At 39.4% G+C, this 16,797-nt stretch carries 12 protein-coding genes and 2 pseudogenes; 3 read left to right on the top strand and 11 right to left on the bottom strand.

Annotated features, from left to right (window positions below):
* The 4 genes and pseudogenes from BACFIN_RS23905 to leuS form a co-directional block, all read right to left on the bottom strand.
* Positions 1 to 76, bottom strand: a pseudogene (locus BACFIN_RS23905) (transposase); the annotation flags it as partial.
* Positions 77 to 300: 224 nt separating this feature from the next.
* Positions 301 to 882, bottom strand: a complete 582-nt coding sequence (locus BACFIN_RS03830) for a non-canonical purine NTP diphosphatase (protein WP_032839880.1) — start codon at positions 880 to 882, stop codon at positions 301 to 303.
* A 45-nt stretch (positions 883 to 927) separates the two neighbouring features.
* Positions 928 to 1,839 carry a YitT family protein gene (locus tag BACFIN_RS03835; RefSeq protein WP_007756864.1) on the bottom strand — a complete coding sequence of 304 codons (912 nt, stop codon included), beginning with the start codon at positions 1,837 to 1,839 and terminating at the stop codon, positions 928 to 930.
* Between the two features lie 103 nt (positions 1,840 to 1,942).
* Positions 1,943 to 4,777, bottom strand: coding sequence for a leucine--tRNA ligase (gene leuS, locus BACFIN_RS03840; protein WP_007756853.1), 2,835 nt, complete (start codon positions 4,775 to 4,777; stop codon positions 1,943 to 1,945).
* 716 nt (positions 4,778 to 5,493) lie between these two features.
* Between leuS and BACFIN_RS23900 the strand changes: the two genes are divergently transcribed.
* Complete coding sequence (locus tag BACFIN_RS23900) at positions 5,494 to 5,784, top strand: glycosyl hydrolase 2 galactose-binding domain-containing protein (RefSeq protein WP_007756848.1); 291 nt, start codon at positions 5,494 to 5,496, stop codon at positions 5,782 to 5,784.
* Positions 5,785 to 5,794: 10 nt separating this feature from the next.
* Here the strand turns inward: BACFIN_RS23900 and BACFIN_RS03855 are convergent, their stop codons facing one another.
* The 7 genes from BACFIN_RS03855 to BACFIN_RS03885 form a co-directional block, all read right to left on the bottom strand.
* Complete coding sequence (locus tag BACFIN_RS03855; RefSeq protein ID WP_007756846.1) at positions 5,795 to 6,328, bottom strand: RNA polymerase sigma-70 factor; 534 nt, start codon at positions 6,326 to 6,328, stop codon at positions 5,795 to 5,797.
* 126 nt (positions 6,329 to 6,454) lie between these two features.
* Positions 6,455 to 7,597 (bottom strand): DUF1735 and LamG domain-containing protein, encoded by a 1,143-nt coding sequence (locus tag BACFIN_RS03860; protein WP_007756844.1) that lies wholly within the window; start codon positions 7,595 to 7,597, stop codon positions 6,455 to 6,457.
* 33 nt (positions 7,598 to 7,630) lie between these two features.
* On the bottom strand, positions 7,631 to 8,773 hold the full coding sequence (locus BACFIN_RS03865; protein WP_032839872.1) for a glycoside hydrolase family 18: 1,143 nt from the start codon (positions 8,771 to 8,773) through the stop codon (positions 7,631 to 7,633).
* Between the two features lie 20 nt (positions 8,774 to 8,793).
* Positions 8,794 to 10,407 carry a SusD/RagB family nutrient-binding outer membrane lipoprotein gene (locus BACFIN_RS03870; protein ID WP_007756842.1) on the bottom strand — a complete coding sequence of 538 codons (1,614 nt, stop codon included), beginning with the start codon at positions 10,405 to 10,407 and terminating at the stop codon, positions 8,794 to 8,796.
* A gap of 7 nt (positions 10,408 to 10,414) precedes the next feature.
* Entirely contained in the window at positions 10,415 to 13,495 is a 3,081-nt protein-coding gene (locus tag BACFIN_RS03875) for a SusC/RagA family TonB-linked outer membrane protein (RefSeq protein WP_007756840.1), read from the bottom strand.
* Positions 13,496 to 13,972: 477 nt separating this feature from the next.
* Complete coding sequence (locus BACFIN_RS03880) at positions 13,973 to 14,494, bottom strand: outer membrane beta-barrel protein (RefSeq protein ID WP_007756839.1); 522 nt, start codon at positions 14,492 to 14,494, stop codon at positions 13,973 to 13,975.
* Between the two features lie 111 nt (positions 14,495 to 14,605).
* Positions 14,606 to 15,244: a porin family protein gene (locus BACFIN_RS03885; protein WP_007756837.1), complete on the bottom strand. Its 639-nt coding sequence runs from the start codon at positions 15,242 to 15,244 to the stop codon at positions 14,606 to 14,608.
* An 830-nt stretch (positions 15,245 to 16,074) separates the two neighbouring features.
* Here BACFIN_RS03885 and BACFIN_RS23440 point away from each other — a divergent pair.
* The gene (locus tag BACFIN_RS23440) at positions 16,075 to 16,428 is read left to right on the top strand and encodes a hypothetical protein (protein WP_007756830.1); all 354 of its coding nucleotides are present in this window, start codon (positions 16,075 to 16,077) and stop codon (positions 16,426 to 16,428) included.
* A 236-nt stretch (positions 16,429 to 16,664) separates the two neighbouring features.
* Positions 16,665 to 16,797 (top strand): annotated as a pseudogene (locus tag BACFIN_RS23995) (IS256 family transposase); the annotation flags it as partial.

Genomic DNA, 16,797 nt, shown 5'->3' with positions numbered 1-16,797 from the left:
CGATATTTTTTAAGCATATCGAACTCGGTAAAACCTAAACAAGGTCGATTTCTGAGATTTTTTGTATCTTTACCATGTGTTTTTATTTTAGATTCCCCCCGTTTTGGCTGTCAAACCGTTTTTTGGGGGGAATGCTTAAAGATACAAAAAAGGCAACTAATTCGCAATGAAGTAGTTGCCTTAAATTTTATTATTTTAGGAATATCCCTATAAACTTCTTTTTCGTGATGTATGAAGTATATAACTAATGAGCAAGCAGAGTGAATTATTGTGCTTTATATACTGTTGGAATATGGATTATTAGCGTTGTAAGAACTCACAGAGCTTTTGTATGGCTAATGCACGGTGACTGATTTTGTTTTTTATATCATTTCCTAGTTCGGCAAAAGTCTTGTCATAACCTTCCGGTTGAAAGACAGGGTCATAGCCAAAGCCTGATTCACCCCGTTTCTCTTTGATTATCTCGCCTTTTATTATTCCTTCGAAAAGATAATTCTTACCGTCCAATATCAACGAGATAGCAGTACGGAACTGTGCTTTGCGATTTTCCTTTCCTTCTAACTCGTGGAGCAGTTTAAGCATATTGGCTTGCGCGTCATGTCCTTCTCCGCCTGCATAACGTGCGGAATAGACTCCAGGAGCTCCATCCAATGCTTCCACTTCCAGACCGGTGTCGTCCGCAAAGCAGTTCAAACCGTAGTTGTTGTAGATAAAGGAAGATTTCAGCAACGCATTTCCTTCCAATGTATCGGCTGTTTCGGGAATATCTGTGTGGCAATCGATATCATTCAGGCTTAACAATTCTATTTGGTCTCCCAAAATAGCGGCTACTTCTTCCAGTTTATGGGCATTGTTAGTGGCAAATACAAGTTTGCGTTTCATCATTCTTTTTTATTTCAATAGAGTTATTCAATAACAATCAACTGATTATTTCAACTTGTCGAATCCTTCTCCGTATACTCCGATAACGGAACTTTGTGAGATAAATGCATTCGGGTCGATACGTTTCACCATGCGGAAGATGTCTAATGACTGGCGTTTTTTGGCGAGTACCACCAATACTTTTACATTGCCTTTGCTATACCATCCGGTACCGTCGAGCACCGTTACTCCACGATTGGTATCTTTTATGATATGGTCGGCTATTTCATCGTATTTCTTTGAGAAGATAAGAAATTGAACCGATTGACGGGCACTGTTGATAATCCAGTCTAATACGACACCAATAATGAACAGTGTGACAAAACCAAAGATAACACGACGCCAGTCATGGAATATAAAGTAGCAGGAACTGATGATAACTACGTCACAGATCATGATCATTCTTCCGAGTGATACATCTTTGTATTTGTTGACGATGGCTGCAATGATATCCGTTCCACCGGTACTTCCGTTATAATTGAAAGTGATGCCCAAGCCCACACCGCACATGGCTGCTCCGATAATACAAGCCATGAAATCTTGTCCGGGTCCAAGCAATAACGGTTTGCCGTCCGGTGTCATATCCGGTGCCACTATATAATTGTTGACTATTAATTGGAAAAGCCAAAGCAGGAATGTCAGCATAAAGATGGCGTACGTAGTTTTTATACTGAATCGGGGACCTAGCATACGGATGGCAAATGTCATCAAAACTGCATTGATAATAAAATATGACCATTGGATCGGAAATCCGGTCGCATAATAAATAATAGCTCCGATACCGGTAGTTCCACCGGTCGTTATCTGGTAGGGTAGTAAGAATGCCGCCCATCCCAAAGAATAACTTATCAATCCGAGAGTAATGTAGATATAATCTTTCACTTCCCTCATTAATTCCGCCTTTTCCAGTTTATACATAAAAGTAGATTTATATGATAGTTTCACCACAGATTACCGCAGATTATCACAGATTTATTCGTAATTCATCTGTGTAAATTTGTGTAATCTGTGGTGAGACAAATTAAAGTACGACGTTTACAATCTTCTTCGGAACAACGATAATCTTTTTCGGTGTCTTGCCTTCGATCCATTTTTGCGAACGTTCGTCAGCCAATACAGCCGCCTGAATAGCGTCCGATGTTTCATCTGCTGCAAATTCCATATTGAAACGTGCCTTTCCGTTGAAAGAGATGGTATAGTTGATTGTGTCCTCTTTCAGATATTCTTCGTTGTATGTAGGCCATTCGGCATCACATACGGAAGTTTTGTGTCCGAGTACATCCCACAACTCCTCGCAAACGTGGGGAGCAAAAGGAGCAAGAACGACAACAAGCTGTTCTAATATTTCTTTCTTGCTGCATTTCAGATTGAAAAGTTCATTTATACAAATCATGAATGCACTGATAGAAGTATTGTAAGAGAACTGTTCAATGTCTCCCGTTACTTTCTTAATCAGTTTGTGCAAACTCTTCAGTTCCTCTTTCGTTGCAGGTTCATCCTTTACCAGATATTCGTCTGTACGACTGTAGAACAATGACCAGAATTTACGGATAAAGCGATGTACCCCGTCTATTCCGTTGGTATCCCAAGGTTTGGATTGTTCCACCGGACCTAAGAACATTTCATACATACGAAGTGTATCCGCACCGTATTTGTCTACAATCATATCTGGATTGACTACATTGAACATGGATTTGCTCATCTTTTCAACTGCCCATCCGCAAATGTATTTTCCGTCTTCCAAAATAAACTCTGCCGTTGCATATTCAGGACGCCATGCCTTGAATGCATCCAGATCGAGAATGTCGTTGGATACGATATTTACATCGACATGGATCGGAGTGACGTCATATTGATCTTTCAGATTCAGAGAAACAAATGTATTGGTGTCTTTGATACGGTATACAAAGTTGCTTCGTCCTTGAATCATGCCTTGATTTACTAATTTCAGGAACGGTTCTTCTACAGCGGAAATGTTTATATCATGCAGGAATTTATTCCAGAAACGAGAGTAAATCAAATGTCCGGTAGCATGTTCGGTACCACCTACGTAAAGGTCTACGTTCTTCCAGTACTGGTCTGTTTTCGGGTCAACCAATGCTTTGTGGTTACGTGGATCCATATAGCGGAGATAGTAAGCGGAAGAACCTGCAAATCCGGGCATTGTATTCAATTCTAACGGAAAAATGGTAACATTGTCAATCTTCTCGTTTTCTGTGATACATTTGTTTACAGTATCCCACGCCCATTTGGTAGCGTGCCCCAATGGAGGTTCGCCTGTTTCGGTAGGCAGGAATTTAGCTACTTCCGGAAGCTCCAATGGCAGACAGCTTTCGTCAATCATATAGGGCATTCCGTCTTTATAATAGACAGGGAACGGTTCTCCCCAATAACGCTGGCGTGAGAAGATAGCGTCACGCAAACGATAGTTCACTTTCACACGTCCCAAGTTATGATCTTTCACATATTTCTTGGTTGTTGCAATGGCTTCCTTGATAGTCAATCCGTTCAAAGAAAGGTCACAGTAAGGGGTTACGTCCGGACGCGGAGAGTTGCAAACGATACCTTCTTTTGCATCGAAACTTTCTTCGCTAACGTCACAACCTTCTACCAACGGACGGATTTCCAATCCGAAATGTTTGGCAAAAGCATAGTCGCGGCTATCGTGAGCAGGTACAGCCATGATGGCTCCTGTTCCATATCCTGCCAATACGTAATCACTGATCCAAATAGGTACTGCTTCACCGGTAAACGGATTGATGGCATATGCTCCACTGAATACACCGGTAACGCTACGGTCGGCGATACGTTCGCGCTCCGTACGTTTCTTGGTGCGGTCGAGGTAGGCATCTACTTCTGCTTTCTGTTCGGGAGTAGTGACTTGTGCTACCAGTTCGCTTTCCGGAGCCAATACCATAAAGGTAACGCCGAACATCGTATCTGCACGGGTAGTAAAGATAGTAAATTCAAGATCGCTGTCTTTTACTTTGAATTGTATTTCAGCGCCTTCCGAACGGCCTATCCAGTTCTTTTGAGTTTCTTTCAGTGAATCAGTCCAGTCGATAGTGTCCAACCCGTCCAGCAGGCGTTGTGCGTATGCGGATACACGCAGACACCATTGGCGCATCTTTTTCTGAATGACAGGATAACCGCCACGTTCGCTGACTCCGTCTACTACTTCATCGTTAGCCAATACGGTTCCTAGCTCGGCACACCAGTTTACCATCGTTTCACCCAAATAAGCAATGCGATAGTTCATCAGGATTTCCTGCTGTTCCTTTTCACTCTTGGCATTCCATTCTTCAGCGGTAAAGCTAAGTTCTTCGCTGCAAGCAGCGTTCAATCCTGCAGTTCCTTGACTTGCAAAAGCTTTCTCCAGTTCTTCGATTGGACGTGCTTTTTGTTCATCGTTGCAATAGTAGCTATTAAACATTTTTTGGAAAGCCCATTGTGTCCAATGATAATATTCCGGATCGCAGGTACGGATTTCACGGCTCCAGTCAAAAGAGAAACCGATCTTGTCCAACTGTTCGCGGTAGCGATTGATATTGTTGACAGTAGTGATAGCGGGATGTTGTCCGGTCTGGATGGCATATTGTTCTGCGGGTAGACCGTATGCGTCATATCCCATCGGGTTGAGTACATTGAAGCCTTGCAGTCGTTTGTAACGGGCATAAATATCCGAAGCAATGTATCCCAACGGATGTCCTACGTGTAGTCCGGCTCCTGATGGATAAGGAAACATATTTAGTACATAAAATTTTTGTTTCGAATCATCTTCCGTAACTTGGTAGGTTTTCTCTTCCACCCACCTTTTCTGCCACTTCTTTTCAATTTCTCTGAAATTGTACTCCATAGTGATAAAGTTTTTATTTATAGTGATTTATACTGTTATTTCTAATTCGAGGCACAAATTTACGTGATTTGTCCCAAACTACCTAATATTTGTTTGGGTATTCCTAAGAGGCTTGTCAGTTTGTTTATAGAGTACATATTGTCTCATATTCAGTCCTCAAAGAACGGAATTTAAGAACCAAATTAAAGAACCAATTCAAAGAACAAGGCTATGGCAGGACAGGTATTCATTAATGAAATTGTAAAAGCTAGTTTTAATCTATGCCAACCTAAAAGTAAGAGGCCAATTAACATTTATTTGATAGTACGCATAAATCAGAAGCAAGCTAAATTGTCGACTGGAGTAAAAGTCTATCCAGGCATTATAATTTTTCAAATTCCTCTCTGGAGAGTTTGGTAAACTGCATGATGGACTCGATGGGGATATTGGCGGATTTCATGTTACAAGCGATTTCCACTATATTTTCAGAAACTAAAGTTACAAAAATTTATTGTATAATACAAGGTATTTATATTGCAACAGGAAAAATATATGATTGAAAACAAGAAAACTAAACATTGCAACAAGCAGAAGAGATGGTAAGATATTGTTAAAAAGTAAGATCTTTGAAACCGTTAATACCTGATGTTCTCCACTATGATAATTAATTTAATCGAAAAAATGCTCAAATAACATGCACAAAAATATAGGTTGGAAATTTTCAGACAGGAACGGAGTTGTGGTTACTAGCATTAGGTTTCAAGAGTGCAATTCATCAGGGTCTTATCAACCATAAACAACTTTCCGATCCTTTTTATGATATCAACAAACAAAAGATTCAGTGGGTGAAAAATGGAGTTGGAGAATACAGGACTGTTTTTACAGTTACTTCCAAACAACTAAAACGAGATGACGCCCAATTAGTTTTTAAGGTTTTAACATGTATGCCGAATGCCTTAACTGAAGTATGTTATAGATCGCTGATTGCAGTTCAGATTCAATGCAATCATATACGTATTATATTATAGTTGTTTCCAATCAAGCAAATGCCGTTATAGTCTTTCTTAATTCGGTTAGCGTTAAATATATTTGTCTTTCTACGGTATGAACAGAGATTCCCATTATGACAGCTATCTCCTTATGGCTTTTTCCATGAAAACGACTGAGTTCAAATACTCTTCTTCTGCGATCGGGAATTGCAGCCAATGCAGAATAGATAATCCCAAGTATTTCTCGATAATGAAATCTTTCGAAAAAATCATAGTCTATTTGTGAGGAAACTGATTTCACCATATGATATTCCATGTATTCCTGTCTGACCTGCTCATGCTTGTATATGTTCAACGCGATATTCCTTGTCATAATCAAAAGATATGAGTCAAACTCCCTTTCATTGTCCAACCAAATATTCTGTCTTTCCCAAAGTCTGGCAAAAACCTCCTGGGCGACATCCTCTGCATCAGGTTCGGATTTCAGCAAGACATAAGCAAAATATTTTACTCTGGAATAATTGTTTTTGAATAACATGGAAAAATGATCAACAGTCTCCACTTCTTCATTGTTAGCTATCATTACAATACAAAATTTAAGAAATAAAAATATTAAAAAATACGGAACTCTCCTTTTGAATCCCGTATTTTCTTAGTTACACTCAATGTACAGTGTTATTACTTAAAATATTCAAAGAGAAGTACGATGTCAATTAATAGCAACCGGTTCATCCAATTCTTTGAAACGGACATCAGTTTCTCCATTCTTTCCATTACCGGAAGCATCTTTAATGTAAGGAACACCACCTTCTTGAGTCAAATCTTTTCCATTCAGTTTGTAATAAGCAAACAAACCGTCTGATGCGGGATCTACAGAAAGCATATTTTGTTTAATCTGATTTTCCGTACGAGCCACACTCCATAATCTGACTTCACTCATATATCCATTGAAAGGACGTTCTCCCCACATAAAGCCTTTTACTTTTCCAACAAAACATCCGCCGTTTGACAAATCGAAACTTGGAGTATCCCAACTGCTTTCAGAGGCTTTTTCTCCATTAATATAGAGTATAGCCTTTCCCGAAGGTTGATCATAAGTAAATGCAACATGATACCATTGACCGGTTTTAAATTCCTGTTCAGAATGGAATTGCTTATTTCCGGCAATTTGCATCCAGTCATTGTGTCCGCCTGGTAAAGCTTCGTCACCTATACGGAGGATCAGAATACCTTCCGTTCCCATAATCGTGTTATTAGAATTAAAACGATTTAAATAGATCAAAGCTTCATAAGTAACCGATGTGAACGGACTAAGCGGACTTACCGGTATCTTGATATAATTGCTGGAGAACTGACCTACAGTCCGTATTTCTACCGGTTTGCTGATGACGAGATAAGTGAAATCCGAACCTTCGATGACAGGCAAAGAAGATGACCGCACACATACAGGCAACAGATAAGTTTTTCCTTCAGCAATATCTGCCATACCACTGAGTTTTACAGTGGTTTGCGGAGCGTATATCTTTCCGGCTTCAATAGTGGCCGATGTAACTTCCAGACTTGCCTGAGAAGGGTCGAGCAGTTCATAAGTTGTACCATGTGCGACATTGAAAGCCTCTACCGCACTTGCTCCTCCTATTTCATAAGTTACCTCTGTCGGCGAGGAACTTTTGAAAGAAAGTCTCGCCTGCAAATCATGGGTAATGACATCATCACCCGAGGCTTTAATAGTAACACTGTTTTCTTCAAAGTATACTTTGGTTTCCAGCAAGTCACTTTCACTGTCATTGCAACCGAAAAGCAATGCTCCAATGACAAAACCTGCTATGTATTTTAATCGAATCTTATTCATGATAATCTTTAATCTAATTTTTTACTTCAGTGGTTATTCTCCTTCTGTATTTTCCCCGTTCTGAGCGGCTTTCCATTCATTGAATACCTGCTGGTTAATTTGTATTGCCTGACGCATCCACTTATAATCCGGAGTATTACCATAATCATTGTCAAAACGATAAGCTCCTACCCCACCTTTGTAAGTAGTGCCGTTTTCAGGCATCCACCGGGCTTGGTTCAACAACTGCCCACCACTTGTTGCGCTAGACTCAAAGTTTTCTGTAATAATCAACTTTTTCAAATTACCACTCTGTGGCCTATAATTTGGGCTGGAATTTCCATATGACTGTGTAATCCAATAATCTATATATTCATCAAGCTCAGGACCAAAATGATTGATATATCCATCAATAACCAATAATTTATGTCCCTTTCCCTCCGGGTCGCTTTTCGGACCGATGTAATTACCCATTTCTTTTATTAGAAACTCCATGTTAGAATACCCATTATAACCTCTATACGTCAATGTATTATCTGCATCATTAAATCCGCCGGTCGGTTCCCAGTCAATATCAAAACCGTCCCATTCACTTACAAACAAAGAATCGCAAAGCGCTTTAGCGTATTTGGCCAATGCCTCTTTCATGTCGGCACCTTCAGGATTTCCGGAGGTATACCCCCAAAACTTCCAACGTGCTTTTTTTCTTTCTTCGTTCAGTTTACTCTCATTCCACCCTTCTTCTTCGGCCTGCTTCTCCACTTCTTCATAGACCCAGTCGGGAGTCCTTCCTTTACCCAAATGAGAAAGCAGACTTACTTCCAGCAATTTAATGCCTTTTACTTTCTGAACAAACTCTTTATCCTTTTTCTGTGCTTCCGTAATTTCATATCTTCCCGGAGCACCACTCCACATGGATATGATATCCATACTGTCGGGAACAGAAGTCAAATACCCCTTCCTTATCACACCGGATGGTGCCCAGTTGGAAAACCATCCGAAAGCCACAGGACGGCCATAGTTTCTGGCTGTTTCCTTATATGCCCGGAGTTCGGCATAATAAGCTTCACTCTCTTCATTGTTCATTGTATTGAAACCGCCAATATGTTCAATTTCCATTTTCTCTACATCCGTACAAGATGCAAATATTATTCCCGCTATGGGAATCGCATATAATAGTTTTTTCAGTACTTTCATAATACACATTTTTAAATTATTTATCTGCAATCCCACCACAATCTGGAGGTTGCCTTATCTGTTTTATCTTTCAATTTACTTATAGCATCTTCATAGTTGGCTCTATCTTCTGCAGATTGGGAGAAACTTATCGGATAAACCATACGGCGAATGCCTTTATCTTTGGTTATACCATTTGCAGAACCTCTGTTCTCCTGCACTTGATGCAACTTAGGATATCCTGTCCTTCTCCACTCAGTCCATGCTTCCTGCCCGTTGGGATAAAGTGCAATCCATTTTTGAATCATGATCTTTTCCAGTTTTTCTTCCTGGCTTCCTTCAAAAGCTGGAGTAGCTGTAGTAGGTTCTGAAGCCAAATAACTATTCTTAGGAGATTGAACCCGTACAAATACAGGTGCGCCTGCTCCTGTTATATAAGAATCTACACTTGTAGAGACTCCGTTTTCGTCAAACGACATCTGAATGCCTTGTTTATATAGTGCTTCGGCATCACCAAACTCTGGCCATTCCAAAGCGGCTTCAGCGCGTAAGAAATACATTTCCGATGCACGCATCCAATAAGTCGGTGTGCTTCCCGTCATATTAGGCTGAGAGCAATCGGTGTATTCTCCCTTACCCATAGTATGTCCGGGAGGCACAGGGGCATACCAATTGTCATCAAATCCCGGCAGTGAATTCTCCTGTTTGATACTTGTAAAATATTTGCTCATGCGCGGATCTTTATAGCCTTGCAGATAAGCATACATACTTGTACCCATACGGCACTCCTGATAGTTGCTTGCCAAATAAGCAATATTATTGTCAAACGCATAATTGGCATTCGGACTGATTTTAGCCTCATCATCTTTCGCGGTCATCACTCCTACGCTATGATTCAAGGCTTCATGCGCCCATTGTTTGGCCATATCGGGAGCACAATATTTCAAACGCATAGCCAGACGCAACATCAGTGAATTGGCATACTTTACCCACTTAACCGGATCTCCTGCGTACACCAGGTCAAAATCTTCCATCACTTTGGCACCTGAATTTGCCAGTGAAGTCAACTCAGTTATAGCGCTTTTCAAATCATTGAACATGGCAGTATACACTTCTTGTTCAGTGTCATACGGCACAACAAGCAAGCCTTCGCCTGCATATGTATAAGGGATCGGACCGAATGTCTCAAGCGCCTTGTGCCAGCAGGATATTTTCAAAATTTGTGCTAAAGCATAATTTGCCATATTTCCCGTTTCTTCTGCATTTTCTTTTATTTTTTTCCAGGAAGCATATGCCTTGGTATAAGTACTGGTATAGGTAGACGATGTCCAATCATCCTGTAAATAGTAGGTCAGATGGTTACTTCCGCTATACCAATTGTTGTTCTGGCTAAAATATCCGCTCCAGACATCTGCAGAAACATTAAATGATGTCTGATATTCGTTAATGATATCTGTTTTATTTGCAGGGGTACCCACCGGAAAAACTTGTCTGGCAAGGCTCATAATAGAACCACCAACAGCCACACCATCCCGGTTCGCCTCCTCATCAGTCACTTCATAGGGATTGGTGTTAACCTCCTCATAATCGCAAGATGCCCAACAAGGCAATATGCAAAAAGCTACCAAAAGCTTATATTGATTTATCTTTTTCATTGTTGCATTATAATTTTAATTTAATACCAAAGCCGAAACTTCTGACACTTGGTTGCATAAAGTAATCGTTACCTTGACCATAAGTTCCTATAGACGGAGTCAACTCCGGATCGAAAGGAGCTTCGCAATAAAGCATCCACGGATTGTTTGCTGTGAATGAAACTGTTACATCTTTCAACACATTCTTAAACCATGAGTTGGGGAATGTATAGCTCAACGTCAGTTCCTGCAGACGAATATTGGTTGCACTGTATACATAATAACCTGAAGTATGATAATCTCCGGTTCCAATCATTTTGTAATACTTTTCTGCATCTACACGCCCTTGTCCAGGCAATAAAGCACCACCTAAATCACGAGCTTCACCAGAAGCTTTAGAAACACCGAAGCGGTCAAGAATAGCCTCTGTAGAAGAAGTTACTACACCTCCGAAACGTCCGTTGATCAGGAAGCTCAATCCGAAACCTTTGTAAGAAAATGAGTTGTTCCATCCCATATTGAATTTGGGTGCAACCTGACCTAAATAAACAGGGTCCGTATTTTCCATTCCATAAGAACCGTCTTCCTTGATTTCAACAAACCCCTGACTGTCTTTCTTAAAGAATCGATCTGCATAAATGTCGTGTATACTGCCACCTACTTTCAATAAAGTACGTCCATTATCTTTTCTTACTTCCGGTATGTTGATTGGCTCTGAAGTAATGTCTGTATGGAAGTTTTCGACCATTTCTTTGATTTCATTAATATTACGCGAGAAAGTCAGACTGGAAGAAAGACTGAAATCACCGAATTTGTCATTATACCCCAAAGAAGCTTCCCAGCCACGGTTCTGAACATTACCTGCTTGCAAATAAATCTGTTTGTAACCGGTAGACTCGGGCAGATCACCCAAGAAAGTCTGATTGTAAGTGTTAGACTTATAATAAGTAACTTCCGCACTCAACTTATTCCATAAACGAAGACTTAAACCAAATTCATAAGAACGGGTACGTTCTGCCTTGAAATCTGTAAAAGGATAAATCATGTCTTCTTTAAGCGCCCCTCCTTCAATAGGTACAGTTACAGTACCCGGAGTCAGACCTGATCTGGAAACCGGTGAACCAACCTCTGTATAAGAACCGCGAACTTTCAAATATGAAATGAAATCGGGTAAATCAAACATTTCGGTAACAATGGCAGAAAGGCCGACTGAAGGATAGAAGAATGATTCTTCGTCTGTATTCACCAAACGGGAATTCCAGTCATTACGTCCAGTCAAAGTCAAATACAACATACTCTTGTAGCCAAGTTCCAGGTTGGCGAAAAGCGCATTATTGCGGACACGGCTGTCACCTTCACCTTCAATGACACGCGCTTTGCTAGCATTGATGTTTCCTGCTGTAAATTTATTGGGGATTAATGCCAACGGACCTCTATAACCGCTCAATTCTGCCCAGTAATTGGAATAACTGTAACCTAAATTGGCAGAAAGGCTGAAATCTTTGATTTGTTTGTTGATATTCACCATGAAATCCGCATATTCCTGGCGGTCTTTATAATGGTTGTATTCATAAAGGCCTTTTTGGGAACCTTCAGTGAATACATCATAAGAAGAGGCATATATTTTCCGCTCAAAATCAATGTATGAATCATCCATACGATAACGGGCAGCAACATTCAACCAATCGAAAATTTTATAAGTCAGACCTACATTGAACATATAACGGCTTTTTTCGCTAGGAGCAACATTACGGTAGGCTGTCCAATATGGATTCTGCGAAGCATAAGTACCTTCACTTATAGGCCAATATTGCTCTGAAATGTTACGTGCCGAATTTTCACGTTCAAAAATTCTGATAGCATCCCAACTTTCCCCACGCGGGAACAAATAGGCTGCCATAACAGGATTCCAATATTGTCCTTGTGAAACCATATTTTGGTCTGTCTGCTTCACGTAAGATGCACCTAAATCCAACTGTAATTTATCATTGAGGAATGTAGACGTATTGCGAATAGTGAAGTTTAATCTGTCATATTCATTGTTTGGCACAATGCCTTTTGAATTCGTAGAAGAAATAGAAGCAAAAGTCTGATTGTTTTTGTTACCGGTAGTCAAAGTCAATGAATTTATAAAATTGGTACCAGTATTGAAGAAATCATCCTTAGGATCATACGAAGTAGGTGTAGTCATCAGATCACCCCAACTTTCATATATTCCGCTCTTGTTCCGATAAGTTGTCTGGAACTCGGGGGTCATATAAGCTTTGCTGAACTCGGAAGAAGAGGAGAAAGAGATTGAAAATTTTCCTTCTTTACCTTTTTTAGTAGTAATCAGGATAACTCCATTCGCTGCACTACTACCATACAATGCAGCAGCTGATGGACCACTCAGTACAGAAATACTCTCTATATCTTCCGGGTTAAAGTCAGCGATGCCTTCGGTAGTAGCTCTACCCTCACCCAATACATCATTGCCAGTACCCAAAGTCGTATTGAACAAAGGTATACCGTCTACTACATACAATGCACTGTTGTCACCTTCGATTGATTTGGCGCCACGCATTACTACACGCGTAGAACCACCGGCACCACCGGCACTTTTATTAATAGTAACACCGGCAATCTTACCATTAAGAGAATTGACAAAGTTGGCATCTTTAGTACGTACCAGTTCTTCTGATTTTACCTGCTGCACGTTGTAACTTAAAGCCTTTTCTGCTCTTTTAATACCCAATGCAGTAACAACCACCTCATCCAAAGCCTGAGTATCTTCACTTAATGTGATATTCAGGGAATTAGCATTAGTTACCGTCACCGACTGTGAAGCATAGCCGATATAAGAAAACTCAAGAATATCCCCAGCGGAAACTTTTAATGTGAATTTCCCATCTAGGTCAGTCACAGTACCGTTGGTAGTACCCTTTACCAATACACTTACACCAATCAGCGGTTCTCCTTTGGTATCCTTTACGGTACCGGAAACACTGATTACATTGTCTTGCACTTGGCTCATAGAATGATAGTCGGATGCATACAAGCCCCCACCACCAGCCAACAAGAACAAGCTAAAAAGCAGGCAAAAGCCCTTGCGATTCAGATTTGTTTTCATTAAATAATAATTTAAAAATTAGAAAGGTTTTAGACAAATAACGGATAGTTATATTTACAGACGTTATTACAAGAAGTTCCAAAAGGAAGTTTGCAGATTTTCAACATATTAACAGCTGAACTTATTAGATACTCGTTTTTCATATATGTATTATATTTTTAGGTTTAACGGCACAAATATACATATTATATAAAAACAAACAATACAATATATGTTAAATTTTAGGTTCGCTAATATTTTTGGAAACATGCAATTATTAATTTACATATTATATTTATATATGAATACAGCAGATTTAAACTATTTATAAATAAGTGAAATATGATTATAAATGCCATAAGGATAGTCAAGAATAGAAATTGATTACTCTTTTTGATATACGGTTATCATAAATGCATAAAAAAAGAGCGGGCAGACATAAATCATCATGCTTACCCCCTCTTTCGTCAATAATGAGTCCAATTTTCGAACTGTTCCTTAAAATCTGTATGCTGCTCCAATGTTTATGACCCCTTGATCAAAATTACTTACCAGTTGATATCTAAATTCAAAATTCATGGCCCAGTTACGAGGTAAAGTAAGTTCAGCTCCTGCACCCAAATTTACACCAAACCGACACTCATTATGGTTCCCTCCATCATCAAAATGAAGATGGTCGCCATCCCAATCAAGGTCCAAATCATACCCATCAAACATCCAGTTAGATAAAGTCAAACCAAATAAAGGATAAAGTTTAACGCTCCCGGACACTGCAAACAGATAATGAAAATTCACATTCACATCCAACATGCTTACGTTGTCATTCTCAAAGAAATAGTTCAAAGATGGTTCTATACGAATAGGATTAGTTATATTATACTGATATTTGATCCCCAATCCTATACTTTCAATCTCTGTCCCATAGCTGAGTCCGAAACCTATAGCTTGCTTCCCTTTCTGGGCATATGAGCAGCTTAACGTCAGAAAGAAAACGATAAATAAAACGAATATTTTTTTCATACTAAATGATTATTTGGAAGTTATAATATAGAATATAAATCAATGTTTCAATTCTAAGATAGAAAAAACAGAAAGAAACATGCTAGCTATCAACTGCCCGATTTGAACAGGCTAGAATTTATATCCTAAAGTAATACCAATATTAGCATTATGGGGAGCACTTCCGTCCATCACTTTGCAAAAACCAAGTTGGGTATCAAGACCTACCAGAATGCGCCCGAATTCCACACCAAGTCCGATATTCCATCCTGCATCAAACCGATTATAGTCCAATCCGTCATTACCGAATGTGTCAATCTTATCATCACCGGTGATATTGATACTGCCAACGGATGCCCCGCCATCAAACTTAGTTTTTCCACCCACTCCGCAAGCCAGATACGGACCTGTCGCTATGACAAGATTAGTGTTATCCGCAATATTAAAACGGAACTGTACATTGATGGGCAATTCCAGGTAGAGCTGGTTGATTTTTACATCAGCATCGGCATCTATGATGCTTCCGTCATATCCTTCTGAATATTTCGCACCTTTTTGCGAAAAGAACAGCGAAGGCTGCAAGGAAACCAGATCGGTAAACTGATATTCCATTCCCACTCCGACACGTGCCCCCGGTTTGAATTTGGAATGGTCAGAATTGTCGCCAATGTAACTGCTAAGATTAAGGCCGGCCTTTACATTAAAAGACAGTTGTGCAAAGCCCATCGTACAACACAACGCTAAAAAAACAGTAAAAAAAACTTTTTTCATCACATTTGTAAATTTAAAAAAATTTGATTAATGTCCTGCAAACAGTACATAAAAACACTGTTACTTTATTTATCATGAAATTTCCGCAAAAGTATATAACATCTTCTATAAAACGGCAATTTTTCATACCTCAAAAACGGATAAAAGGAATTTATGATCTCTTTTACAGAAATAATAAACAGTAAATATACTTTTGGGGGTAGAAAGGAAAGATTTATATTCGTATTCACTTTATACCTTTTCTAAAAAAATAAAAATGTGATAAGTCGGATTCTACAAAGTTGTTACTATGAATAAAGCAAAAAATATTTGGGAATACTGGTCTGTTTTTCTTTCTTGCCATACTCCCTAACCAGCCGGAATAGATATCGGGAAAACGGTTGGTACCACATTTTATCCGAACAAACAGACAGTATCTCCAAGGAATCTATCGTGACAACTAAAGATTTCATTTTCCTTAGACTGGAGACAGACTATTCGGAGAAATATACAATTAGCGGGCAAATCAGTAAATACAAAATGAATAAATGGGCGAAAGAAACAGAAAGAGCAACAGGCAGGCAAATTGCTTTTGTATTCAATGACTCTATCATAGCCAGGCCACGGGTTAATTGCAGAATTGAAAATGGAGTTTTCTAAATTACCTCCATTTCTGATAAAAAATTGCCGGACATATACAAAGAACTGAAACAGGAAAAAATTGATTCCATTGAAGTTCTTTTCAAGGACTGGGAAAAGGACTCCCTTTACTGTACCATGTCCCCGGAATGCAGAGACTCCATAAGAAAGAATGGCGACTGATTATTGGGAAGTCACTGCATGGATAGACCTTGACTACTAAGTCCGAGGAGCACTATTGGTACAGCATAACGGATTCCACTGAATATGAACAGTTGGAAAAGGCATTGCAGGAAGAACTTCGCAAGCCCAATCTCAGCAGCAGAGCTTCAGACTATATGAAGTCAAAATCATATCTGGCATATAAAACATACATATACAACAATCCTGAATACATCAACCTTATGTTCCTAAGTTTCCTTTTCAAAGAAATCAGGGGATTGTACAGCTGTCTGGTAGATGATATTATTCAGACCAAATATACTTCCGCTCCAAGTATAAAGACATTCGTGGAAAAAACTGGCAACTTTGATGACGAAAGATTTGCCGTATATAAATGGCAGTGAAAAGGTTGGTTTTTGATGAACAAGGAGAAATAAATATATGAAGAGGGAAAAGCCATGTTTTCATATAGAAAGAAAAACGCTGAAGAAAGGACACCGAACACGTTCCAGGCACTATAAAATAAACTGTGTCACGCATTATTTTTTGGGACTATCCATCTGATTGTGTAAATAGAAAACTACGGGATTTTTCTCGTAGTTTTTTTATTTATATATTAACTTTGTAAAAATCAGATTTTATGGACATTCCTAAAGAATTTTTAAGTAAAGAGTTTCTGTCCCAGTTTAAGACTGGCGAAGATGTTACTGCTTTCATGAAAGAGCTTCATACTCGTGTTTATGAACAAATGCTGGAAGCAGAGATGGATAACC

This window comes from Bacteroides finegoldii DSM 17565, from assembly GCF_000156195.1.
Lineage (GTDB): Bacteria > Bacteroidota > Bacteroidia > Bacteroidales > Bacteroidaceae > Bacteroides > Bacteroides finegoldii.
This window is presented reverse-complemented; position numbering and strand designations above follow the sequence as displayed.